21 protein-coding genes are annotated in these 24901 nt (G+C 39.5%); 3 read left to right on the forward strand and 18 right to left on the reverse strand.

Annotated features, from left to right (window positions below; genetic code table 11):
- Window positions 1-144: 144 nt before the first annotated feature.
- Window positions 145-582 (reverse strand): GNAT family acetyltransferase, encoded by a 438-nt coding sequence (locus EHE21_RS12820; RefSeq protein WP_075670504.1) that lies wholly within the window; start codon window positions 580-582, stop codon window positions 145-147.
- Between the two features lie 133 nt (window positions 583-715).
- On the opposite strand from EHE21_RS12820, the gene hemF reads away from it, so the two are divergent.
- The 3 genes from hemF (at window position 716) to EHE21_RS12835 (ending at window position 2449) form a co-directional block, all read left to right on the forward strand.
- A complete protein-coding gene (hemF, locus tag EHE21_RS12825; protein WP_194950859.1) occupies window positions 716-1624 on the forward strand; it encodes an oxygen-dependent coproporphyrinogen oxidase in 909 nt (302 codons plus the stop codon).
- A 175-nt stretch (window positions 1625-1799) separates the two neighbouring features.
- Window positions 1800-2150, forward strand: coding sequence for a type II toxin-antitoxin system RelE/ParE family toxin (locus tag EHE21_RS12830; protein WP_194950860.1), 351 nt, complete (start codon window positions 1800-1802; stop codon window positions 2148-2150).
- The gene (locus EHE21_RS12835) at window positions 2150-2449 is read left to right on the forward strand and encodes a helix-turn-helix domain-containing protein (RefSeq protein WP_194950861.1); all 300 of its coding nucleotides are present in this window, start codon (window positions 2150-2152) and stop codon (window positions 2447-2449) included. Before EHE21_RS12830 ends, EHE21_RS12835 begins: the two co-directional genes overlap by 1 nt.
- Before the next feature lie 54 nt (window positions 2450-2503).
- Here the strand turns inward: EHE21_RS12835 and EHE21_RS12840 are convergent, their stop codons facing one another.
- The 17 genes from EHE21_RS12840 to hscA form a co-directional block, all read right to left on the reverse strand.
- The gene (locus EHE21_RS12840) at window positions 2504-2845 is read right to left on the reverse strand and encodes a hypothetical protein (RefSeq protein ID WP_228766682.1); all 342 of its coding nucleotides are present in this window, start codon (window positions 2843-2845) and stop codon (window positions 2504-2506) included.
- Between the two features lie 189 nt (window positions 2846-3034).
- Window positions 3035-4525 carry a ribosome biogenesis GTPase Der gene (gene der, locus EHE21_RS12845; RefSeq protein WP_075670500.1) on the reverse strand — a complete coding sequence of 497 codons (1491 nt, stop codon included), beginning with the start codon at window positions 4523-4525 and terminating at the stop codon, window positions 3035-3037.
- 119 nt (window positions 4526-4644) lie between these two features.
- Complete coding sequence (gene bamB / locus EHE21_RS12850) at window positions 4645-5817, reverse strand: outer membrane protein assembly factor BamB (protein WP_194950862.1); 1173 nt, start codon at window positions 5815-5817, stop codon at window positions 4645-4647.
- Between the two features lie 14 nt (window positions 5818-5831).
- Window positions 5832-6452 carry a YfgM family protein gene (locus EHE21_RS12855; protein WP_194950863.1) on the reverse strand — a complete coding sequence of 207 codons (621 nt, stop codon included), beginning with the start codon at window positions 6450-6452 and terminating at the stop codon, window positions 5832-5834.
- A gap of 10 nt (window positions 6453-6462) precedes the next feature.
- A complete protein-coding gene (hisS, locus tag EHE21_RS12860) occupies window positions 6463-7746 on the reverse strand; it encodes a histidine--tRNA ligase (protein ID WP_075670494.1) in 1284 nt (427 codons plus the stop codon).
- 122 nt (window positions 7747-7868) lie between these two features.
- Window positions 7869-8990 carry a flavodoxin-dependent (E)-4-hydroxy-3-methylbut-2-enyl-diphosphate synthase gene (gene ispG / locus EHE21_RS12865; RefSeq protein ID WP_088495061.1) on the reverse strand — a complete coding sequence of 374 codons (1122 nt, stop codon included), beginning with the start codon at window positions 8988-8990 and terminating at the stop codon, window positions 7869-7871.
- A gap of 47 nt (window positions 8991-9037) precedes the next feature.
- Window positions 9038-10006 (reverse strand): cytoskeleton protein RodZ, encoded by a 969-nt coding sequence (gene rodZ, locus EHE21_RS12870; RefSeq protein WP_194950864.1) that lies wholly within the window; start codon window positions 10004-10006, stop codon window positions 9038-9040.
- Between the two features lie 74 nt (window positions 10007-10080).
- Window positions 10081-10515, reverse strand: coding sequence for a hypothetical protein (locus EHE21_RS12875; RefSeq protein ID WP_088495059.1), 435 nt, complete (start codon window positions 10513-10515; stop codon window positions 10081-10083).
- Between the two features lie 88 nt (window positions 10516-10603).
- Window positions 10604-11785 carry a bifunctional tRNA (adenosine(37)-C2)-methyltransferase TrmG/ribosomal RNA large subunit methyltransferase RlmN gene (locus tag EHE21_RS12880; protein WP_023581631.1) on the reverse strand — a complete coding sequence of 394 codons (1182 nt, stop codon included), beginning with the start codon at window positions 11783-11785 and terminating at the stop codon, window positions 10604-10606.
- Between the two features lie 156 nt (window positions 11786-11941).
- Entirely contained in the window at window positions 11942-12367 is a 426-nt protein-coding gene (ndk, locus tag EHE21_RS12885) for a nucleoside-diphosphate kinase (protein ID WP_023581630.1), read from the reverse strand.
- 345 nt (window positions 12368-12712) lie between these two features.
- Window positions 12713-15034 carry a peptidoglycan glycosyltransferase PbpC gene (gene pbpC, locus EHE21_RS12890; RefSeq protein WP_194950865.1) on the reverse strand — a complete coding sequence of 774 codons (2322 nt, stop codon included), beginning with the start codon at window positions 15032-15034 and terminating at the stop codon, window positions 12713-12715.
- Window positions 15035-15082: 48 nt separating this feature from the next.
- Window positions 15083-20176, reverse strand: a complete 5094-nt coding sequence (locus EHE21_RS12895) for an alpha-2-macroglobulin family protein (RefSeq protein WP_194950866.1) — start codon at window positions 20174-20176, stop codon at window positions 15083-15085.
- Window positions 20177-20464: 288 nt separating this feature from the next.
- Window positions 20465-20890, reverse strand: a complete 426-nt coding sequence (locus EHE21_RS12900) for an enhanced serine sensitivity protein SseB C-terminal domain-containing protein (RefSeq protein ID WP_088495056.1) — start codon at window positions 20888-20890, stop codon at window positions 20465-20467.
- Between the two features lie 27 nt (window positions 20891-20917).
- Window positions 20918-22213: an aminopeptidase PepB gene (gene pepB / locus EHE21_RS12905; protein WP_194950867.1), complete on the reverse strand. Its 1296-nt coding sequence runs from the start codon at window positions 22211-22213 to the stop codon at window positions 20918-20920.
- Between the two features lie 280 nt (window positions 22214-22493).
- Window positions 22494-22688: a Fe-S cluster assembly protein IscX gene (gene iscX, locus EHE21_RS12910; protein WP_006533441.1), complete on the reverse strand. Its 195-nt coding sequence runs from the start codon at window positions 22686-22688 to the stop codon at window positions 22494-22496.
- A 15-nt stretch (window positions 22689-22703) separates the two neighbouring features.
- A complete protein-coding gene (gene fdx, locus EHE21_RS12915; RefSeq protein ID WP_006533442.1) occupies window positions 22704-23039 on the reverse strand; it encodes an ISC system 2Fe-2S type ferredoxin in 336 nt (111 codons plus the stop codon).
- Window positions 23040-23041: 2 nt separating this feature from the next.
- Complete coding sequence (hscA, locus tag EHE21_RS12920) at window positions 23042-24892, reverse strand: Fe-S protein assembly chaperone HscA (protein ID WP_194950868.1); 1851 nt, start codon at window positions 24890-24892, stop codon at window positions 23042-23044.
- Window positions 24893-24901: the final 9 nt, after the last annotated feature.

Below are 24901 nucleotides of genomic sequence, written 5' to 3' on the forward strand. Positions count from 1 at the left end.
AACATTTTGTTCCACAGAAAAGGTAATATCAGATTTTACGCATAAATTAAGGGGGGACAAACGTAAGAATAGTCACAAGGAAAAAAGAGATAAATAGAAAGGGAAAAAGAAATAACCCCTAAAAATCAGGGGCTTTAAATACAATTAGAGATCAAAATCCTGATCAACAATTAATCGCTTAGTATAAGTTGTGCTTTCTTGGTTTTGATCTTCATACAATAACTTCTCAAACATACAAATTGTTGCATCATTTTCTTCTGGTACAACTAATGTAATTTGAGGGCACCCTTTCGCTATCAGCTTTTTCTCTAATCGAGAGATCAATGCGTTCGCAATGCCTCTTCCTCGAAAATCTGGGTGAACGCCTAAATAGTATAAAGAGCCACGATGACCATCGTAGCCTCCCATCACACTACCCACAATCTCACCAGCCACTTCCGCTATCAAAAATAAATCGGGTGAGTGGTTTAATTTTCTTTCAATATCAATTTCAGGATCGTTATCAGGCGATATCAAATCGCAACGCTCCCAAAGTGTAATAATTGCCTCAAAATCATCTTGGCGAAATACACGTATTTCCATGGTTTTGCCCATTATCGGTCATATAAATCTGAATTTATTATCGCTTGTTTGGTTTATGAATCAACTTGAAAATGAGAACATAGACAATATGGAGTTCTATTTTTAATAAATATGATAAAAATTGTAGGTTATTATGAATTTACCTGATATTCATCGCGTTAAAGAGTTTTTCTTATCACTACAAGATACGATTTGTCGCTCTCTTGAAAACATAGACCAAAAAGCCACTTTTCAGCAAGATAACTGGGAAAGAAAAGAAGGAGGTGGCGGTCGTACTCGCGTTTTAACCAATGGCGCTCTTTTTGAACAAGCTGGCGTTAATTTTTCGCATGTTTATGGTGACACATTACCAAAATCGGCCACTGCACATCGCCCTGAATTAGCAGGTCGTCGTTTTCAAGCTATGGGTGTTTCATTAGTTATTCACCCTCTTAATCCTTATATTCCGACTTCTCATGCCAATGTCCGTTTTTTTATTGCTGAAAAAGACGGTGAAGATCCCGTTTGGTGGTTTGGTGGTGGGTTTGATTTAACCCCTTACTATGGATTTGAAGAAGACGTTATTCATTGGCATAAAGTTGCTAAATCAGTTTGTACGCCTTTTAGTGAAGATTATTACCCTCGTTATAAAAAGTGGTGTGATGATTACTTTTATATTAAACACCGCAATGAACCTCGTGGTGTAGGTGGCCTTTTCTTTGATGATTTAAATACTCCAGATTTCGACCACTGTTTCGAGTTTGTCCAACATGTGGGCCTTGGTTATCTTGATGCTTATTTACCTATTGTTGAAAAGCGCAAATCCATGCCTTGGGGAGAGCGTGAACGTCAATTCCAACTCTATCGCCGTGGTCGTTATGTTGAATTTAATTTAGTGTGGGATAGAGGCACATTATTTGGCTTGCAAAGTGGTGGAAGAACAGAGTCAATTTTAATGTCTATGCCACCTTTAGTTCGTTTTGAATATGATTACTCCCCCGAACCAAATACCCCAGAAGCAAAGTTATACAGTGACTTTTTGATCCAAAAAGAGTGGGTATAGAGAAAATAAATCATTAACGATAAAGCCACATTATAAATGTGGCTTTTTAATACTCGATTCTTATCAATCCATTGAAATTATTACATAAAAATATTTTTATTAAGATTTTTATCATTTTAATTATAACTTAAAGGTTATATTTTATATGCTATTTACTGCTATAATGGATTGAAGAATGTGGGTAGTCATAACAAAATTGCCTTTTGAAGAATGGTTTGAAGTTCAACCAAATTATCTTCAAGACGAAATATTAGCTGTTCTTTGTGTTCTTCGAGAAAATGGGCCTCTTCTTGGACGCCCTTATGTTGACACTCTTTCTGGATCAAAATTTATGAATATGAAAGAGTTAAGAATACAAGTTAAAGGTCAACCTATTAGAATATGTTTCGCATTCGATAATTCTAGGCAAGCAATTATCTTATGTGCAGGTAATAAGAAAGGTCGAAATGAAAAACAGTTTTACAATAATCTTATAAAAACAGCAGATGAACAATTTCGTATTCACCTATCAGAATTGGAGGAGTGATGGCAACTTTAGATGAAATGCTAGCAAAAAGAACACCAGATAGTCGTAAAAGAATTGAAGCTAGAGTTAAAGAAATTCAGCGTGAACTCACATTAGCGAAAATACGAGAAGAACTACATATATCTCAAACCCAGTTAGCAACTTCATTAGGGGTTAAACAACCAGCTATCGCCAAAATGGAACGTGTTGATAATGACCTTAAAATCTCAACACTTAAACGCTATGTTGATGCGATAGGTGGCAAGCTTGCAATTGATATCACATTACCTAATGGTGAAAAAATAGCCCTGAATTTATGATAAATACAGGGTATTTAGTCAATTTTTAACTTGTCTTGTTTAATTAACTTTTAACTAATTAAACAAAAAAGCCAATAACCCGGTGACTTTATTTTTATTTTCCCACCCTTCGGCTCTCATACAAGTATTGAAGTAATCTTTGCGTTCCCATTCATTCGCATCAGAGGGGAAAGAGGCTCCAGAATTAGGAATATCTTTACCATTTACACGCATTGGTGAAAATGATGGCTGATTTGAAGTGACATAGTGGGCAGGATATCGTTCAGTTGCTTGTTGCATACACATCGTTTTAGCAACATCTAATGGTGAAGGTTCTGCCGTTTTGGCTTCCCATTTTTCAGGTGTTGCACAAGCAGAAAGCATAAAAATTGATGTAATAATAATCTTTTTTTTCAACGTAATAGCTCTTTAAGACGAATAGGAATCAATTGCATTTTAAACTATTATTTGGAAAATTAAATTAATTTTTTATGAAATACAGAAAAGCTACTAATAGCTGTATAATTGAAATAACCCATTGAATTATAAAAGTAAAAAAGCCACATCAAAATGTGGCTTTTCACTTAAATAAGAAACTTAATATTCTTATTTCGATTTCTTCAAGTGTGACATTAAACGCTTACGTTTACGCATTTGAGAAACGGTTAATTTATTTTTCTTATCCGCGTAAGGGTTTTCACCCTCTTTAAATTGAATACGGATCGGCGTACCCATAACTTGCAGAGTACGACGGAAATAGTTCATCAAATAGCGCTTATAGCTATCTGGTAAATCAGTTACCTGATTACCATGAATAACCACAACTGGTGGATTATAACCACCGGCGTGTGCATATTTCATTTTTACACGGCGTCCACGAACAATCGGTGGCTGATGATCATCTTCTGCCATCTTCATGATACGAGTCAGCATAGAAGTACCTACACGACGCGTTGCACAGACATAAGCCTCTTGAATAGATTCAAAAAGATTACCCACGCCACTACCATGTAATGCAGAAATAAAGTGAACACGCGCAAAGTCAACAAAGCCCAGTTTAAGATCAAGCATCGCTTTAACTTGTTCGCGATCGTCTTGTGTCATGCCATCCCATTTATTGACAGCAATAACTAATGAACGACCTGCATTCAGGATATAACCTAATAATGAAAGATCCTGATCTGAAATACCTTCACGAGCATCAATAACCAGCAATGCAACGTTAGAGTCTTCAATAGCTTGTAATGTTTTAATAACAGAGAATTTTTCTACTGTTTCTTTGACTTTACCGCGCTTACGAACACCCGCAGTATCAATGATGATATATTCTTTCTCATCACGCTCCATTGGGATATAGATACTATCACGCGTTGTACCCGGCATATCGTAAACAACCACACGATCTTCACCAAGCATACGGTTTGTCAGTGTTGATTTACCAACATTAGGACGACCAACAATCGCTAATTTTACTGGTAATGTAGAAGGATCGAAGTCGTCTTCTTCCTCTTCTAATGCTTGAGCTTCTTGTTCTGCTTCTAAGGCAGCCCAGTAAGCCGCATTCTCTTCTTCTTCAGTCAGCTCTAGCTCTTCTTCCACCACTTTACCTGTAATTGGTAATAGTGCTTGTTCAATCAGTTGAGCAACACCACGACCATGAGATGCCGCGATTGGGAAGATTTCACCTAAACCTAAAGAATAAAAATCAGCTAATGCAGTATCAATATCGATACCGTCAGTTTTATTCGCAACTAAATACGTTTTTTTCTCAACACCACGAAGGTGTTTTGCGATACCTTGGTCTGCTGGCATCAAACCCGCGCGTGCATCAACTAAAAACAGTACGATGTCGGCTTCTTGAATAGCCTGTAGCGATTGTGATGCCATATGGGTTTCAACACCCTCTTCAGCACCATCAATACCACCGGTATCAATAATAATAAATTCTTCGCCTTCTAACTCTGCTCGACCATATTTACGGTCACGGGTGAGACCTGGAAAATCAGCAACTAATGCGTCTCTTGTGCGTGTTAGTCGATTAAATAACGTGGATTTACCCACGTTAGGGCGCCCTACTAAGGCAATAACGGGTATCATTTTTTGATGCCTCATAAAAATACAATCACGAACCTGATTGTATTTTACATGTAATTACTAAAAAGACGAAACGGCTCCTTTAAAGGAGCCGTAAAATAAATAGATTTGTCAGCAATTAATTACCGACTATAAAGATAAAGCTTACCGTCACGAGCTTGGATCATCAGTTTATCTTGTACTGCTTGAGGGCGACTTAATAAACCTGAACTGTTCACTTGGTTTTGTGCAATGAATTTACCTGTGTTGGTATCAATCCAATGGAGATAACCTTCTGCATCGCCAACCACTAAATAGCCATCAAAAATAGCTGGTGCGGTTAAATTACGATGCAGTAAATCTTCTTGTGTCCATAATGTCACACCATCAGATTTACGAACAGATAAAACTCGGTCATTTTGGTCAACAAGGTAAAGATTATCACCTAACAGCACCATATCATTGACTGAGCCTAAATCGCGTTTCCAAAGGATTTGTCCAGAACGCATATCAAGGCTAACTAAGTTACCGTTATATGCCATTGCATAAACGGTATTTTCATCAATAATCGGCGTGATATCCACATCACTTAATCGGCTAATTTCAGTAGAGCCTTTAATTTGTGAAATATTTTGTTGCCAAATTAATTGTCCTTGAGAAAGAACAACTGCACTGACACGACCATTATCTGCACCAATGATAGCCGCACCATAAGCAACAGCAGGTGCAGACTCACCACGCAGAGATAATGATGGAGTATCTAAGTTAATAGTCCACGAAATCTCACCCGTTAATAAGTCAAGTCCTTGCAACATGCCGTTACTGGTATGAATAAGGACTAAACCATCACTAACAACAGGTTTTGAAATGGCTTCACCAGCAACATCAGCTTCCCAATCAATGGAGCCATCCTCAACGTTCAGTGCATATACTTTCGCTTTTTCAGTTCCCACAAAAACGCGAGTACCTGAAACGGTTAATCCACCAGAAAGTAATGCAGACTCATTGGATGAAAGAAAACCCGTTTTAATAGAGAGATCTTGTGACCAAAGCTCTTTACCTGTTTCTACCTCTAATGCTTTAACTAAACCATGGCGATCAGCGACATAAACAACTGCGCCATCCCATGTTGGTGACAAGTGAGAATAGTATTTACCAATACCATTTCCAACTGATTTGTCCCAAACAGCTCTAGGTGTAAATTGGCTCTGCACCTCAGGCAATGGAGACATTGTCACATTATCCTGTTCACTAGAACATCCTGCCAACAAAGCAGATGCTAGTAGACCAACCAGGAGAGTTTTACGCAGTTGCATGTCTGAAGATCCCTTTAATTGGATAAATTATTGAGTTTAAGTTCAACCAGTGAGCGAATAGCACCCGCATTTTCATCAGTTAATGCGCTACGATAAGCGGTTGTTGCACCTGCGTTATCGCCTTTTTTCGCTAAGACATCACCACGGATATAATTTTTCATTCCATTCCATGCTTTGCCTTTCACTTGCTCTAACGAAACTAAAGCAGCATCTGTTTTATCTAATGCTAATTGTACGCGAGCTAAACGAAGATTAAGCATATCTGCAAATGCGTCATTTTTTACTTTTGCTACAGCATTAGTTAGATGACGTTCACCGCTGACTAAATCATTAGCATCGATAGCGATTTGAGCAAGCTCTAATGAAGCTAAAGCGCCATAGATATCATTCGTATCGGTAACAAATTTTTCAGCTAATGCAATATTTTCAGGTGTAGGTTTAGCAAGTGCCTCACTGACTGTTGCAAAAGCACCCGCACTTTCTTGCAGACGATTTGTTTGATGCGATTGCCAGTATTTCCAACCAAACACACCACCAAAACCAATAACAGCGGCTAAAACGATAGTTAAACCGTAGTTTTTAAAGAATTGTTTAATTGCATCAACTTGTTCGTTTTCGGTGCTATAAACTTCCACAAGTCTCTCCTTAACCTAATAACAAAGTCAATTGCTGAGCGAGCTCATTGCGAGCAACGATTGTTTGTTCCCCTGAACGCAAATCTTTCACTGCAACAGTGCCGGCATTAATTTCATCTTCGCCTAAAATCAGCGCAATTTTAGCGCCTTGTTTATCAGCTCGCCCTAACTGCTTTTTAAAGTTACCATTACCATGATTCGTCATTAAACGTAATGTTGGTAATTGATCACGAATTTCTTCAGCCAGCATTAATGCTGCGCTTTGGCTCTTATCGCCAAATGAAGCAAGATAAACATCAGCCACATTGGTATCTGCAACAAATTCAGGGTTAACCGCTTGAACCAATAAAATCATGCGCTCCATACCCATTGCAAAACCTACAGCAGGTGTTGGATGTCCACCAAGTTGCTTCACAAGACCATCATAACGGCCACCTGCACACACTGTTCCTTGTGAACCTAATGCACTAGTAACCCACTCAAAAACAGTACGGTTATAATAATCTAAACCGCGAACTAAACGCTGATTAACACGGTATGTAATACCGACAGCATCTAATAAAGCACAAAGACCATCAAAGTGCGCTCTTGATTCGTCATCAAGATAATCGAAAAGTTCAGGCGCATCATTCAATAAAGTCTGAATTTCTGGATTTTTTGAGTCTAAAACACGTAATGGGTTAGAATACATACGACGTTTGCAGTCTTCATCTAACTTATCAACATGCTGCTCTAAGAAAGCTACTAACGCTTCACGATAATTAGCACGCGCTTCTAAGGAACCAATAGAGTTAAGTTCTAATGTTACGTGCTCTGCGATACCTAACGCTTTCCACCAGCGCGCAGTTAACATAATTAATTCGGCATCAATGTCTGGGCCTTGTAGACCAAACACTTCAGCACCTAACTGGTGGAATTGACGATAACGACCTTTTTGAGGACGCTCATAACGGAACATTGGCCCTAAATACCATAAACGTTGTTCTTGGTTATAAAGTAAACCATGCTCGATACCTGCGCGAACACAACCTGCTGTATTTTCTGGGCGTAATGTCAGGCTTTGGGCATCTTCACCGCGATCGGTAAAAGTATACATTTCTTTTTCAACAACATCGGTCACTTCACCAATTGCTCGCTGAAATAGAGGGGTATGCTCTACGATAGGTGTTCTGATTTCACTAAAGCCGTAACCCGCTAAAATTTGTTTTAGCGTATTTTCAATTTTCTGCCATACACGAGTGTCAGCAGGTAGATAGTCGTTCATACCACGAATGGCTTGGATTTTTTGTGCCACTTTTCTTCTCTAATAGTTATTAATTGATTGTTAGGCTGATTATAGAAGCGAAATCAATCAGTATTCAATGTGAAATCAATAGTAAAACTGGCTCATTGATTAATGAGCCAGTTTTTTGAGTGTTATTTGTCCAATTGATTTATATTTATACGCATACTGTCATCAAGCATTGATGCCTTAGCGCGAATTTTTGCTTCTAATAAATCAATCATATTAACGTTATCAAGACGCTCTTTTTGTCTCACGCCATCTTCATAAAAACCACTACGTGTTTTAGCGCCCGTTACACCTAACGTTGAAACTTCAGCTTCACCTGGTCCATTAACCACACAACCAATAATGGAAACATCCATAGGTGTGATGATATCTTCCAGACGCTGCTCTAATTCATTGACTGTTCCAATAACATCAAATTCTTGGCGTGAACACGTTGGACAAGCAATAAAGTTAATTCCGCGAGAGCGAATACGTAAGGATTTGAGAATATCAAAACCTACTTTAACTTCTTCAACCGGATCTGCAGCTAATGAAATCCTTAATGTATCGCCGATACCTTCTGATAATAAGATCCCAAGACCAATCGCAGATTTAACCGATCCTGCTCTTGCGCCACCCGCTTCAGTGATCCCAAGATGCAGTGGCTGATCTATTTTTTTCGCTAATAAGCGGTATGAATCAACAGCAAGGAAAACATCAGAAGCTTTTACACTGACTTTAAACTGTTCAAAATTCAGCTTATCAAGGATATCTACATGGCGCATTGCTGATTCAACTAATGCTTCTGGTGTTGGCTCGCCGTATTTCTCTTGAATATCTTTTTCAAGTGAACCGCCGTTTACACCAATACGAATAGGAATATTGTTATGACGAGCGCAATCAACGACTTGGCGAATACGCTCTTCACTACCAATATTCCCCGGATTGATACGTAAACAATCAACGCCATATTCAGCGACTTTTAATGCAATACGATAATCAAAGTGAATATCAGCAACTAAAGGTACATTAACTTGCTGCTTAATTAATTTGAATGCTTCCGCAGCATCCATTGTCGGTACAGAAACGCGAACAATATCCACCCCTACACGTTCCAGAGACTTTATCTGGCGAACAGTCGCTTCTACGTCTGTCGTTCGTGTATTCGTCATCGACTGTACCGCGATAGGAGCACCATCGCCAATAGGTACATTACCCACATAAATTCGTGTCGATTTGCGACGAATAATAGGTGATTCTTTATGCATTGATTAATTCTCCCATGCTTCCATGCTTGCTCAAATGTGTAGTCAGATTAAGCGCTCGGCACTGTTATTTTTGCTATTTTTCCAGTAAAACGGCTTAAGTCAACTGATTCACCATTAAACTGTAAGCGAGTAACAGAAGGTGCGCCTATTTTTAGTTTATAAGGTTGCTCACCATCAAATTCCAAACGATCACCCGCTTTCTTAATACCATTAAATAAGACTTTATTTTGAGCATTACGAACTTCTAACCAACATTCACCATCAAACATAAGAACCAATTGATTCGCAATAGCCGGAGCTTCTGATGAGGTAGATTCTTGTGCTGAATTTGCACGAGAAGTTGTTGATGTTGTTAGAGGTGATACAGGTAATGGAACCGTTCTCACTTCTGTTGGTGCTGGTGACGTCGTTTCAGTCGTTGGCGATATAGCGACATTATTTGCCTGATTATCAGCTAATGGCGACGCAGGTACTTGTAAATTATCACCTTCAGATGTTGGCGTATTATCTAAGGTTGCTAAAGGAGAATCTATCGTGTTGGTGTTTTCTTGAGTACTGTTTTGCCCTATGTCTTGAGATGCCATAGAGACTAATTCTTGTTGATCAGCCTGATGACCTTGCCACCACCAAACACCGACAAGAGCAACCATAACAATCAAAATCACCCATGTGAGTTTCATCAGCCAACCTTCACGTTTTTTATGACGTTTGCCTAATGAGTAATTTTGTGTGGTTGTCATTCTAATTTGTTTGACAGGAGCTTGTTGGTCGATAAAACCAAGGATGTCTTTTTCAGGAACGCCGACTAACTTAGCGTAAGAACGCATATATCCGCGTAAAAATGTTGGTGCAATATCAGAAGAAACGGAGTCTGTTTCAATTTCGCGAACTGTTGATAACTTCAAACAAAGTCGATCAGCAACAGTTTGTTGTGTTAGCCCCACCTTTTCTCGTGCCTGGCGTAAAAGTTGACCTGCTGTTAATTTCACTTCTTCGGTTTTGTTTTCAGTATTCATTAGCAATCTAGGCACTGTGGCTATTGGATGTTTAACATTGATGAATTCGCAAAAGCACAAAGTACCTTAACGTATCACCGCGAATTTTTTGATATTTTATTATCACTTTGCTGACAGACCAAATAATCTGGCGGTATATCCTCAATTAACACACTATTATTGTTTAATAGTTTTTGTTCACAAAGGAAATTACCATAAAGCCTTAATACATTAACATTTACTGGCTTCGAGTTCATCGCTAATTTGTAATAATCTAACGCTTGAATAGAATTTCCCAATAACTGCGATGTTAACGCCATTCCTAAATTTGCATCGGAGTGATTTGGCATCACCGATAACACTTTTTGGAAATGATATTGCGCTATTTGATATTGTCTTTCAGCTAAATAAGCATCACCTAATTGTAAACGTGTAGACACTGCAACACGCTCTTGATTGGCTGATGATTGACAACCGAGTGTCAATAACATCAAGCCAATAGTTATAACTACTGATGATATCCTTATCATCGTCATATTCCTTAAATAAATTCATCCTTGTTCTCTCTACATCGCAATTATGTAATACACTTCACAAAGAAAGAGATATCCAACTGTATCAGACTGCTTTTACTGAAATTAGTTCACCTTGTTGGCGTTTTTTCAGTGTGCGTTTTGTACGGTCAATAACATCACCCGCTAATTGCCCACAAGCCGCATCGATATCATCGCCACGCGTTTTACGCACGATTGTCGTAAAGCCATATTCCATTAATACTTTAGAGAAACGGTCAATTCGGCTATTAGAACTACGTCCGTATGGCGCACCCGGGAACGGGTTCCATGGAATTAAGTTAATTTTACATGGCGTGTCTTTTAAAAGTTCAGCTAATTGATGAGCTTGATCTGTGCTGTCATTAATATGATCAAGCATGACATACTCAATAGTCACTCGCCCTTGGTTCGCATTTGATTTAGCAATATAGCGGCGAACACCTTCAAGAAACATTTCAATATTATATTTCTTGTTAATTGGAACGATCTCATCACGAATTTCATCAGTTGGTGCATGTAATGAAATGGCTAAAGCTACATCAACCGCATCACCTAGTTTATCTAATGCAGGCACAACACCTGATGTAGAAACAGTGACTCGACGTTTAGATAGACCAAAACCGAAATCATCCATCATGATTTCAAGTGCTGGAATAACATTATTTAAATTCAGTAATGGCTCCCCCATTCCCATCATAACAACGTTAGTAATAGGACGACGGCCTGTCTCTTTTAATGAGCCAATAATTTTAGCGGCACGCCAAACTTGCCCAATAATTTCAGACACTTTCAAGTTACGGTTAAAACCTTGCTGTGCAGTTGAACAGAATTTGCACTCTAAAGCACAACCAACTTGTGAAGAAACACATAATGTTGCGCGATCATCTTCTGGGATATACACAGTTTCTACTTGTTGATCACCAACTTTAATTGCCCATTTAATCGTGCCATCTGTTGAACGTTGTTCTTCAGAAACTTCAGGTGCTTTAATTTCAGCAATTTCTTTTAATTTATTGCGTAACACCTTGTTGATATCTGTCATTTGATCAAAATCGTCATAACAGTAGTGGTACATCCACTTCATAATTTGGTCAGCACGGAAAGGTTTTTCGCCCATAGAGACAAAAAGCTCACGCATCTGTTTACGATTTAAATCTAACAGATTAATTTTAGTTTTTTGATTCACAGTATTTTCTTTAGAAACAGCGACAGAAGCGCTTGGCGCTGGGGTGGTAGATTGGGTCATGACATTGCCTCGTTGTTACACTATGCGGCCTGCATTAGCATTGATGCTAATGGGATACTTATATATTTGTATAATTAAACAATAATAAAAAACGCCCTGTTAATTATCAAACAGGGCGTCGCATTGTACTGTTTTTCGCGTAGAGATGCTAATAAATTAGCGCGCGCAAACTTCATTTTCAGTGAAGAAGTATGCAATTTCGCGAGCAGCAGAAGCTTCTGAATCTGAACCGTGTACCGCATTTTCAGTAAAGCTATCAGCGTAGTCAGCACGTAATGTACCCGCTAATGCGTTGTCTGGATTAGTTGCACCCATCAGATCACGGTGACGTTGGATCGCGTTTTCGCCTTCTAACACTTGAACCATGATTGGGCCCGAAGTCATAAATTCAACTAAACCGTCAAAGAAAGGACGGCCTTTGTGTTCTTCATAAAAGCCTTCAGCTTGTTCGCGCGTTAAATGCAGCATTTTAGCACCAATGATGCTAAAGCCTGCGCTTTCAAAACGGTGATAGATAGCACCGATAACATTTTTTTTCACTGCGTTTGGTTTGATAATAGAAAATGTGCGCTGAATAGCCATGTCTTACCTCTAAATTATTTTATTAATGATAACTTTTGTTATCTCTTTTATCGCAGATCATGGAAAAACGAATCAAAAACCGCATTCCCTGCAAAAAATAGTGCTCGATTATAGGAGGATAAAAATGAATTGCACAGATTGAATATCCTTTTTTTTTAAAAAACTGTGGCAAAAAAGTTATAAATTATCGATCTAATCACATTTTTGACGTTTTCCATGTTCAACCTTGAAAATAAGAATAAAAAAAGAACCGAAATGAAACACGATAAATAGCCTCTTTACCTTTATCGAAAAAACTAATTTAGTGAAAAATCACTCAGTTCTCGTTTATTTTATCGTTTTAGTTTAACGAAATATAAAATTAACCATATCCGTTTGACCACTTAGATCAAGTACTGAAAGTTGGTATTTACCTCGTTTCTCTAATAAATAAGAGAATGTTTCTCCGTTTTCTGTTTTACCTATTTGCTCACCATTTAAAAACCACCATTGCGTACCACTTCCACCTTGCGTAGAAACGGTTATTTCAAGATTAGTTTCGCCGGGTAATGGCCTTAATAAATCACCAGCACGGATACCCGAGATAAACAGAGGAATGATATCTTCTTTAATTGGTGGGCAAGTGTCAGAAATCGGTGGCAGTCGTTTTGCTCTGCGCTCTTTTTCAGGTAACCATGCTTCTAATGCTATCGGCCACAAGGCGATATCTTTTAACTCTGCATTAGGGCAATTAGGTCCCGTGCGTTTACCTTCATTATCTAACCAAATTTTTTCGTTGATCCCCAAAATACCTTCTTGGCTATCATTTAACAAAGTTGGCGGAATGGTGTTATCTAAGATCCAGCTTCGACGACTGACTCTACAGTTGCTATCTTCTTTAGGTAATGCCTTACCTGTCGGCCAACAGATAGTAACTGCTGTTACACTACTAGGGCGTAAATCTGTTGGTGGTCTTTGTTTATTTTGATAGAAGTAGCCCGTTAATAAGTTATTGACCTGATTCATAATAGGGACGGCTGTCGCAAAACCAAACTGCCCTGCAACAGGTGTTCCATCGGGTCTACCTACCCAAACGCCAATGGTATAGCGCGCATTCACACCAATAGACCATGCATCACGATAGCCATAACTTGTCCCTGTTTTCCAAGCTAAAGGAACAACGGGTGAAATTGCGCTATCTGGGCGAGGTCTGGCTTCCCCGGCTAAGATACGCCTAATAATCCATGCTGATCCTTGAGACATCAACACTCGGTCTTCTATTATTTGTTCTGGTTTAAAACGTAATGGTGCTGTTTTCCCTTGCCTTGCTAATGCGCTAAAGGCAGAAACAAGCTCATCCATTCGCGTTGCAGTTCCCCCTAAAATCAGTGCTAAATTTGGCTCAGAACCATAAGGGAATCGCATTTCAAGATGATTATGACGTAATTTTGCCGCAAATTTCTTCGCACCATACACTTCGATAAGTTGTACCGCTGGCAAATTTAAAGAGCGACTTAATGCTTCACTGGCACTAACCGCACCATTAAAATCGGAGTCAAAATTGCCGGGGCGATAATTATCAAATCGACGAGGAACATCTTGTAAGAGTGATTCAGCATGAATAAGCCCTTCATCTAATGCAAGTGCATAAATAAATGGCTTTAATGTTGAACCTGGCGAGCGCCATGCACTGATCATATCGACATGACCAAAGCGCGAATTATCATTAAAATCGGCAGAGCCAACATACCCTTTCACACTCATATCCGTATGATCAACAACTAAGATGGCTAAGGATGTTTTATCCGCTAATTGGTACTTCCATTGATTAGCAATATCTTCGAGTTGTCGTTGAATATTGATATCAATCGTTGTTGTAATAACAGGCTCCCGCTTTTCGTTATACATACGACGAGCCAGTAATGGCGCTAATTGTGGTGTTTGTCTTGGAGCTAATAAAACCTGCTCTTCCTTGATTTCATCAACTTTTTCTTGTGACCATATTTGATATTCTGCCAGTCTATCTAATACTTTATCCCGAGCAGCTTGAGCGCGTTCAGGGTATCTATCTGGCCGTAAACGACTTGGCGCTTGTGGCAATACCGCCATTAAAGTCGCTTCTCCCGCAGATAAATCAGCGGGTGACTTACCTAAATAAGCCCAGCTTGCTGCACCAATACCTTCTAACGTACCGCCAAAGGGTGCTCTATTGAGGTAAATCTCCAGAATTTCATCTTTTGAGTAATACCACTCTAATTGCAGAGTGCGCCAAAGCTGTTTGATTTTCCCCCCTAAAGTACGGGAATGAGGATCAATAAGGCGAGCTACTTGCATTGATAGCGTACTTCCGCCTGACACAATTCTTCCTGAGCTCAAGTCTTGCCATGCTGCCCGTAATATCGCCATCGGATTAACACCGGGATGTTGATAAAACCAGCGATCTTCATAAGTAATTAAGGCTTCTAAATATTCAGGAGAGACATCAGTGAGTTTGACATGATAACGCCATACCCCTTCTTTATCGGCAAAACGCCAAAGAGGTGTGCCATCTTGCGCTGTAACAATAGTCGCAATTTGAGGTTCAGGATCAGGGAGAGGCCAAATTTTATCTGCGATCCAGACTAAAATAGGCGTTGCTAGCAAAAAAATAATGATAACAGCAATAAGCCGTTTATATCCTAGTTTCATTCAATCACTCAAAGGAAAAAGCCCTTTCCGAAGAAAGGGCTACAAGACTTAAGGAACAACGTCAATCTTGGTTTCTGTTGATCCTATTGCACGCCAGTAAGGCACATACATAGATTCAACTTGTGGTGGTGGTACTTGATAGCTACCCGGTGTTACTGCTCTTGCTAAATAGAGCAATGTTGTTGGGCGATATTTATCAACAGAGATAGCAGCAACAAATCTATCATCACGGTATTCGAGATGTTTGATATTGGCTTGTCCCATATCGTCGATAAATTCCTGCAAGTCTGCTGCACTATCACTTAAGCTTGCGCTGCTTGATGCTAAGTTTTGGTTTTCGATTTCAAGACCCGCAGGTAATAAATCAACAACTAATGCATCAGGTACGTCTCTATCAGCAGAAACTTCCAGTTTAACCACCAACATTTCACCACTTTGTAAGCGATTAGGATGAACGCGGTTTCCTTTCAAATCATAGTAACTACGATGAACATTTAATACATTACTATAAGGAGCAGGAGCAACTTTCGGATAACCCACGATATTCATACGAGAATAAATCGCAGCGCCACCACGGTTATTTAGCTCTAAGCCTTCTTGTAATTGTGCTGATGTTAATGTCTCATTGACTGCACGATCGCTACTGATTGCAGGGACTTGACGATTAACAGCGACTTCCCAAGGCTGTTCTGCCATATTAATAAAGAAGCGTCCAGCAAGGTATAACGAGTTACTTTCTTGGGTTGAGAACCATTCGCGGCTTGTTAAGTTATCAGATAGTGCAATCACACTTGCATCACGAGATTGTGTTTCAAGGTTATTTTCACTTAACAGTGCAATAATTAATGCTTGGTCACGAATGGTGCTACCGTAATCACCCAATCCATAATTATATTTACGTGTTGTTGTTACACCTTCAGCAATCAAGCTTTCAGCGCGGCTGCTATCACCCATTAATTTTAATGCGATACCCAACTGAACTAAAGCTAAGCCACTTCCTGCTTGATTACGCTCAAGATAGAGACGACGTAATTCACCTAAAGGTGCTTTTTGCTGATTTGCTAAGACTAATGCAGCATAAGCCCTTGCTGAGAATCGTGCTGCATCTTGGTTAACTGCATATTCATAGTTAACTAAGTTTTTATCTTGTAAATAACGTAATAAACGATCGTTTGCACGTTTTAATGAATCAGCTGGAACTGAGTAACCTTGTTGTGACGCACGGAATAAGAAGTCAGTCGCATACGCAGTTAACCAATATTCTTCACGTCCACCTTGATCCCATAAAGAGAACCCACCTTCTGATTTTTGCATCGTCAGCAGATGAGCAATACCTTTCTCAATAGCTACTTTTCTATCAGCATCAGTTTGCGTTTTAATTCCCAACTGTTTCAACTCTTTTTCTGTTGAATACAGTGAAGGATAAAGCCCACTAACTGTTTGTTCTAAGCAACCATAAGGATAAGCAAACAACTCTCTAACATAACGTGCCACCTGCAACGGAGGACGACTTGTCAGTAATAATTCACCTTCAAGCGTTGAGCTATTAAAGCGACTTAAAATTTCTGACGGTAAACGCCAAGTATCACCATCTTGCAATGTACTTGCATAATGAATAGTTTCTGCTGGGAATGCAGGGCGAACACCGATATTCCATGTATTGTGGTAAGGTTTAATCTCTTCACCCGGTACTTTAATACCATAAATAGACAGTGAGAATTCACCTTGTCCAAAGCCATGTTTCGCTTTTACTGGAATTTGAATTTGAGTACGTTCACCTTTCGTTAGCGAGACAGTTTTGCTTTCAGCGCCACCTAATCCCACTAAACCTGAAGCGGTATAATTTAAGGTAATAGATTGCGCATCATCCGTTAGATTAGTTAAATCTAAAGATAAAAGTGCATTATCACCACCAGCCATAAAGCGAGGTAATGAAAGCTGAGTCACTAACGGGGCAGCAATAACAACTTTACCTTCTTGGCTACCAAATTTATCTGCGGTCCAAGCTTGTGCCATTAAACGAACTTCGCCATTAAACTCAGGAATAGGTAAAGAAACTTCCCCCTCACCTTGTGCATTTAATTTTACTGGAGCCGTTTGTTGAGCAATGATTTGCACATCAGTTAATGGTTTTTTACCACCACGAGATAATGCAGCTGCTTCACCACCATCACCACCAAAGCGCAAGTTAGCTAAACGCCCTTGCCCTTCAATTAATTGTCCGTAAACATCATATTGGTCGATGCTGTAGCGTTTACGTCCAAAGAAAGCATCGTAAGGATCTGGCGTTTTATACTCTGTGATGTTTAATACACCAGTATCAACCGCAGAAACCAATACATTAATATTTTCAGGTAATGGCTGACCTGCAACTGGATTCGCTTTAATACGGATTTTTAAATCTTGGTTAGGGCGAATTTTTTCCGGTGCATCAAGTGAAATATCAATACGACGGTTTTTATCCTGCAATGGTAAATGCAAAATACCCACAGCACGTTTTACTGTCGCCTGTTTTGACGTATCTCCCGGTCTTACGACAACAGAAGTCAGATAGAGATCGTGTCTTGCCCACTCTTTATTAATAGGCACTTCAACATCAAGCCCTTTTTCTGGCACATCAATCTCTTGCCACCATAAAGGCCCATTACTTGATTCTAGTAACACATAACCTTTACCCGGATGAGGTGCAACGATGTTTAACTTAACTTTTTCACCCGGTAAATAACCTTCTTTATCTAGTTTAAGCTTAACTTGGTCTGGTCTTACCGCACCTGTTCCACCCGTGTTATCCATCCAAGAATAACCTGCCCAGAAACGTAGGCTACTGACTAATTCTGTTTTAGGATCGACAACTTCGATACGATAAGAGCCCCATTCAACAGGGAATGCCACTTTTGCAGTGCCATCTTTCGCAATCTTGATTGTTTGCTCATCCATTTGCAGATCTTTTTCGTTATAGCCAGATTCCCAGCCATTAGAACTAGACCAACGCCAGTAATAATCATGACGTTCATAGATAAACTTCACTTTAAGATCGTTAGCAGGTAGTTTCTTACCATCTTGGTCTGTATAGACAATTTCAAATTCAGCCATTGAATTTTCATCAACGCTATAACCTGATTTATATTTGTCCGTCCGATAGTCATAGACTTCTTTTTTAGGGAAGACTGGGCGAATACCAGCAAGATGAGTGGCAGGCCAAACAGCTTGTTGATAACGGCGAGTAACAGGGCGTCCGCCAGCTTCAAGTAAACTTGCTTGTAAAATAATATTGATAGGTGATTTCAGCTCTTCATAGCGTTCACTATCAACATTCACTCCACCTTCACCATCAGAGTCTAAATTAAGTTCAAACTCATCCAGTAAACGACTGAAGTTTTCATCTTTTACAGCACCAAATTCATAGCCCGGTAATTTACTGACAGCTTCACGAGAGGCTTTTAAGAAAACTTGCCCTTGTAAGCGATTATCGGCAGCTGGTGCGCCATAAAGATAGCGACCCTTAATGTCAAAATAAGCGTCATTACCGCTTAGTATAATTCCTTTCTTACCCGTGATTTCTAATGCCATACGTTCTGGCATAAAATCTTCTACCTGAAACTCATAGAAACGAGGAGTACCATCGCCTACATCAAAACGTAAGGTACGTGTACCCGTATTTTCATCCGCAGGAATAACTAATTTTAATTGGTAAAGTCCGTTCTCTGGTTGCCAAACAAAACTACGAGAAACTTGCCCGTCTGTTTTAAGTAGATCAACTTTAACAGGTTGCTCTTTAATAGGATTACCATCACCATCACGTAGCAATGCATTAACGATTAATGTTTCACCGGGACGATAGAGATCGCGAGGACCAAAAGCAAAAAATTGTTTGCTATAACCTTGTGGTCCACCAATATCAAACTCAGAAAGATCAAGCGCAGGTTTACGCAAATCAATCATACTGGTTTGCCCATCACGAATAGCCATTAATAAACGTGCTTTATCACTTTTCTCAAGTGTGGCATGTCCTTGACTATCGGTTTGCGCTTTAGAAATCAAGCCACCTTTTTCATCTAACAGGCGAATTTCTACTTTATCTAACGCAGAACCATTTTTAAGTGATTGGGTGAAGATATCTAACGTATCAAGATAACTGTGCATTGACAGCCCGATATCACTAAATGTGAATACTGTTGCTGGCACTGTATAAGAGTATTTACCCGCTTGTTGCATAACCGCAATATAGGCACCTTCTTTTTTTAAGGCATCTATCGATTTTAGCGGTAACAATACGTTTTCACGGGTATTTGTTTCTGTGTTTAATTCGAAGCGACCGGTATAAACCAAATCAGCTTGGGATAGAAACTCATCTGATTCCCAATAATTAATATTGGAACGACTTTCCCATTGCGTTAAGAATTGAGCGAGTTGCTCATCTTTAACACGGAAAAAGTTTACGTCAACTTGCCCCACATTTAACGCAGTAATCGGTAGGCCTTCAGCTGCTTCAAGTGGCAATAACGACCCTTTACTGGTAAAGCCAACAGATGGGAAAATTTCTTCTGTCGTAAATTTTTGGCTAAAAGGTGTCGTTAATGTACGTTCATTAATACCTTTGATTTTTTCATCAATTGTTAAGTTTAATTCTGTTGATGGAGGTAAATGGCGGAAACGCAATTCCATTAAGTTATCAGATAACTCCCACGCACCTTCTAATTTCCCTTTTTTGGTATCAACAAGATGAATAACATCATCAAACTTTTGGTCAGGATCAAGTGGTACAGAGAAAGTCACAACCATAGTACTCGCACCATCACGTTGTAACTCTGATGCATCTAATACGGTGACTTCTTTGCCTACAAAACGCATTGCCAACTCATCACGGACTTCTTTGCTTTTTAATGCAGTTTCGTTATTCGTTTTTGTTGTAACTGCAGGTTTTTCGCTTGTTTGAGTCGTGGTGCCTGATGTGCTCTGAGCAGCGTCTTTTTGCTCGGCAACTTGTGTATTTTGCGTCTTATCCGCAGATGATGTGTTTTCATCTGCTTTGTCATCACAGCCCATAAGAGCTAATGCTGATGCCAATACAACAGCAAGAGAGCTCCAACGATAACCTCTCTTTTCTGTATATTGTCTAAACTGGTTTTGGTTCATATCCATTTCCTTTAATTCAACCCCTGAATAATGCGATGTTTTATGCAGGCAGAGATAATATATGTATTTCTTCATTCTAATAAGATAAAAAATAATGAGATTAGCTATTTTTTATCGCGTAAAACAAAATAATTTACAACACGAAATCACCTTATTTTTACTTTAAAAACAAAGCCTATCTAAAACAAAGCGTTATATAAAAATGCAAACGATTTGCTAATTTAGTCAATTTTCTATTATAAGGTAAAAAAAAGCGATATCTGATGAGATATCGCCTAAATTTAGAGGGCTGAATTAACTATCCAGATTAACTATCGGGATACCTTTTCTTAAGAATCCTCCAAGTTTGCGTTGATAAAAAGGTGATACATGGTGGATCATAAAATGACTTACACCTTTTTCATCTTTATCCACAAAGCAAAAATCTAGTGATTGCCCTTCTTCTAAATATTCAAAAGCTGATTCAGCCGCTTGAGGGAGTATTTGCGCAATCGCCTCTTCTTCACCCGTTATTTCTAAACCAATAAGATAAAACGACTCTTCATTATCTTGCTCCTGAGCATTAACAATAAAGGCACGGCGGATCGGTTTATGTTCACCAAAAAACTCGCTAAGTGCGGTTGTTAATTCTTCAGGTTGTGGCTCTAGAACGCTTAACTTTAAAGAAGAACCTTCAACAGAAACAATTTCTTGTGTTTCAAATTGTTCAGATACACCCATTACAAACTCCAAATCAAATAACGTTTATTATTTTGCTTTTGCTAATAACAGATTCGCGATAGAACGCACACCGTAACCCGTAGCACCTGCTGCCCATTGTTCTACAGAAGATTTTCTGTACGTTGCTGAACAATCAATATGTACCCAACCTTTTTTGTAGTCAGTCACAAAGTGCGATAAGAATGCAGCAGCTGTACTTGCACCCGCAGTATGAGAAGGTGCGGCAATATTGTTTAAATCAGCGAAGCTAGAAGGTAATTGGCTACGATGGAAATCTGCTAATGGCAGACGCCAGAACAATTCATTTTCTTGTTCAGCACTAGTCAGTAACTCTGCTGCTAATTTATCATCAAAGCTCAATACAGAGTGGTAATCATTACCTACTGCAACTTTAGCAGCACCTGTTAATGTTGCTGCATCGATAATCAACTCTGGTGCAATATTGCTTGCATCAATTAAACCATCCGCTAAAACTAAACGGCCTTCAGCATCGGTATTCATGATTTCAACTGATTTGCCATTACGGTAACGGATAATATCACCTAATTTAAAGGCATTACCGCTGACCATGTTATCTGCAATACATAGCAGTAGTTTTACGCGTTTATTTAAACCACGAGTAACCGCTAATGCTAAAGCACCCGCTAACGTTGCTGCACCACCCATATCGGCTTTCATTGAATTCATAGATGATGAAGGTTTGATGCTATAACCACCTGAATCAAAAGTAATACCTTTACCGACTAAGCAAGCAAATACAGGAGCATTACTATCTTTGGTTGGGTTGAAATCTAATGCTAAATAGACAGGGTCACGAGAAGAGCCGCGACCAACTGTATAGATACCTGCATAGTTTTGATCGCGTAGATCAACGCCTTTGGTGATCTTATAGCTAATATCTTCTTTATCAAGACCACAGAAAAGATCAACCGTGCGTTGTGCCAGTTGTTCTGGTCCTAATTCTTCTGCTGGTGTATTGATGGTATCTCTAACCCAATCAACGATGCGAATACGTGATTCTAGTTCGTGTTTATCAGCATCATTTAATTGTGGCCATTCGATTGAACGAGCGCCTTTAGGTGCTCTAAAACCTAACCAGAAAGCCCAACTACGTTCTAAATCCCAGCCGTCGCCAACAAGTGCAACATTACGAATGCCTTGACCATCAACTTTACGTCCACCGCGCTGAATAGCGCCTAAACGGTTTTCTTCCGTTAAGTGGATTGTCATGCCGGTTTCGCTAGTGCTAATTAGTGCTTTTTCACCCCAACATGCAGCAGCAGGTTCATTTGACAGCATGATAGGCATAATTTGTTTATTCATTTATTGTCTCACTTATTATTACTGGTGGCAGTTAACCTATTCAGACTACCAGATATTTAGCGTTTAGCGTGATCAATTTACTGCAAAAACCAAGAGGTCACCATTATCATCCAGTGATCTTCCGTATTTACATGATATTCCTCGAAGAAGATCGCATAACAAAATATCTCTACTCCCCTCTTTATGGTTATTTTTAAATCACTGACAAGGTGGAATGTAAAAGGTCATAATGCAAAAAGACCGGCAATAAGCCAGTCTTTTAAGTTTACGGTGTCGTCAATTATTCAAATTCATCAAGCCAAACAAGTAAAATAGCTTCAAGAATTTTTTCATTGGATTTCTGTGGATCATCATCAAAATCTTCTAAATCACAAATCCACTGATGCATATCAGTAAAGCGTACTGTTTTAGGATCAGTGTCAGGGTAAAGATCAAATAACGCTTCCCCTATTTCACGCGTGTCACTCCATTTCATGCTCGACTCCTAAAATTAATGCTCTCTTGCGTGGTTAATCGAATATTTAGGGATCTCAACAACTAAATCTTCGTCAGTCACTTTTGCTTGGCAACTTAAGCGGCTTTCAGGCTCTAAACCCCACGCTTTATCTAACATGTCGTCTTCAAGCTCAGAGCTCTCTTCTAGTGAATCAAAACCTTCACGCACTACACAGTGACAAGTTGTACATGCACAAGACATTTCACAAGCATGTTCAATCTCGATACCGTTGCGTAATGCGACATCTAGAATAGACTCACCTTCTGTTGCGTCAACAACAGCACCTTCAGGGCACAGTGTGCTATGGGGTAAAAATACAATTTTAGGCATAGTTATATCTCATCCACAGAATGACCTGCCAACGCTTGTCGAATAGATGAATCCATACGACGCGCTGCAAAATCCTGAGTTTGCTTATCCAGTAGTTTAATCGCGTTTTCAATAGCAACAGGATCTGTTCCTTCAACGCTCTCTATTAAGGTATCTACAACTTTGTCGATAGCCGTTTTCTCATCTTCATTTAACAGATGAGCATCTTCTTCTAATGCTGCGGTTAAACTTTCTAACACACGAGCTGCTTCGACTTTTTGCTCGGCTAAACGACGAGCTTGTAAATCTTCTTGGGCATTTTCCATCGAAGATTGGATCATCTTAGCGATTTCAGTATCACTAAGACCATAAGAAGGCTTGACCTGTACTGAGGCTTCAACACCCGTTGATTTTTCCATCGCACTAACACTAAGTAAGCCATCCGCATCAACTTGGAATGTGACACGAATATGTGCGCCACCGGCAGCCATTGGCGGAATTCCACGCAGTGTAAAACGAGCAAGAGAACGACAATCGCTCACCATTTCACGCTCACCTTGAACGACGTGAACACTCATTGCGGTTTGACCATCTTTGAATGTCGTAAATTCCTGTGCTCTGGCAACAGGAATAGTGGTATTGCGAGGGATCACTTTCTCAACTAATCCGCCCATTGTTTCAAGGCCAAGAGAAAGAGGAATAACATCCAGCAATAGCATTTCGCTATCCGGTTTATTACCCACCAAAATATCAGCTTGGATTGAAGCACCAATGGCAACCACTTTATCTGGATCAATAGAAGTTAAAGGTTCACGTTTAAAATAATCACCAACCATTTGACGAACCAATGGTACACGCGTTGAACCACCAACCATAACCACTTCTAAAACTTCATCTATTTCAACATCTGCGTCTTTTAATGCGCGGCGAACAGATAATAGTGTACGCTTCACTAATGATTGAATTAATGATTCAAACTCAGCTCGAGTGATCTCACCTTTCCATCCATTAATGTTGATATCCGTAACATCATTATCACTCAATGCAATTTTAGTTTCTGACGCAACATCCAGTAATTGACGTTGTAATACAGCATCTTTTTGATGTCCAAAACCAGCACGTTCTCTTATCCAATCTGCCAGCATCATATCAAAATCATCGCCACCTAACGCGGTATCACCGCCAGTCGCTAAGACTTCAAAAACACCTTTAGTTAAACGAAGAACAGAGATATCAAAAGTACCACCACCTAAGTCATAAACAACGATGGTGCCTTCTTTTCCTGAATCTAGACCATAGGCAATAGCAGCTGCTGTAGGTTCGTTTAATAAACGTAAAACATGCAAACCAGCACGACGAGCGGCTTCTTTTGTGCCTTGACGTTGAGCATCATCAAAATAAGCGGGTACAGTAACAACAACACCATCAAGTTCGCCACCTAATGATTGTGTTGCACGTTCAGCCAATGTTTTTAAGATGTCAGAAGAGACTTGAATAGGATCAACAATACCTGCCGCTGTTTTGATCAGCGGTAAACCATTGTCATTTTCATGAAAATGATAAGGAAGGTTTGGATAACGGCTTGTCACATCACTCAGTGAGCGACCCACCATTCTTTTAATTGAGCTTATCGTGTTAGCAGGATCTTTTTCTGCTTCTTTTTTAGCATTCCAACCAACGTTGATATTATCAACTTGATACTGCACGACAGATGGCAATAAATAGCGACCTTCGTTGTCAGAAAGCGCTTCGGCTTGCCCACTACGTACAGTGGCAACTAATGAGTGTGTCGTACCTAAATCAATACCCGCTGCAAGCCGGCGCTGATGCGGTGCAGGCGTTTGACCTGGTTCACTAATTTGTAATAATGACATAACTATTTC

The organism is Proteus sp. GOKU (assembly GCF_015475555.1).
In the GTDB taxonomy this organism is placed as follows: Bacteria; Pseudomonadota; Gammaproteobacteria; order Enterobacterales; family Enterobacteriaceae; genus Proteus; species Proteus mirabilis_B.

Bases quoted from the DNA above. Each gene is read 5' to 3' on its own strand.
- rodZ (WP_194950864.1), bottom strand. From the start codon at position 10,006: ATGAATACTGAAAACAAAACCGAAGAAGTGAAATTAACAGCAGGTCAA.
- EHE21_RS12835 (WP_194950861.1), top strand. From the start codon at position 2,150: ATGGCAACTTTAGATGAAATGCTAGCAAAAAGAACACCAGATAGTCGT.
- EHE21_RS12830 (WP_194950860.1), top strand. From the start codon at position 1,800: ATGTGGGTAGTCATAACAAAATTGCCTTTTGAAGAATGGTTTGAAGTT.
- fdx (WP_006533442.1), bottom strand. From the start codon at position 23,039: ATGCCTAAAATTGTATTTTTACCCCATAGCACACTGTGCCCTGAAGGT.
- EHE21_RS12895 (WP_194950866.1), bottom strand. From the start codon at position 20,176: ATGGATATGAACCAAAACCAGTTTAGACAATATACAGAAAAGAGAGGT.
- der (WP_075670500.1), bottom strand. From the start codon at position 4,525: ATGATACCCGTTATTGCCTTAGTAGGGCGCCCTAACGTGGGTAAATCC.
- hemF (WP_194950859.1), top strand. From the start codon at position 716: ATGAATTTACCTGATATTCATCGCGTTAAAGAGTTTTTCTTATCACTA.
- pbpC (WP_194950865.1), bottom strand. From the start codon at position 15,034: ATGAAACTAGGATATAAACGGCTTATTGCTGTTATCATTATTTTTTTG.
- hscA (WP_194950868.1), bottom strand. From the start codon at position 24,892: ATGTCATTATTACAAATTAGTGAACCAGGTCAAACGCCTGCACCGCAT.
- EHE21_RS12880 (WP_023581631.1), bottom strand. From the start codon at position 11,785: ATGACCCAATCTACCACCCCAGCGCCAAGCGCTTCTGTCGCTGTTTCT.
- EHE21_RS12875 (WP_088495059.1), bottom strand. From the start codon at position 10,515: ATGATAAGGATATCATCAGTAGTTATAACTATTGGCTTGATGTTATTG.
- iscX (WP_006533441.1), bottom strand. From the start codon at position 22,688: ATGAAATGGAGTGACACGCGTGAAATAGGGGAAGCGTTATTTGATCTT.
- EHE21_RS12820 (WP_075670504.1), bottom strand. From the start codon at position 582: ATGGAAATACGTGTATTTCGCCAAGATGATTTTGAGGCAATTATTACA.
- ndk (WP_023581630.1), bottom strand. From the start codon at position 12,367: ATGGCTATTCAGCGCACATTTTCTATTATCAAACCAAACGCAGTGAAA.
- pepB (WP_194950867.1), bottom strand. From the start codon at position 22,213: ATGAATAAACAAATTATGCCTATCATGCTGTCAAATGAACCTGCTGCT.
- ispG (WP_088495061.1), bottom strand. From the start codon at position 8,990: ATGCATAAAGAATCACCTATTATTCGTCGCAAATCGACACGAATTTAT.
- bamB (WP_194950862.1), bottom strand. From the start codon at position 5,817: ATGCAACTGCGTAAAACTCTCCTGGTTGGTCTACTAGCATCTGCTTTG.
- EHE21_RS12900 (WP_088495056.1), bottom strand. From the start codon at position 20,890: ATGGGTGTATCTGAACAATTTGAAACACAAGAAATTGTTTCTGTTGAA.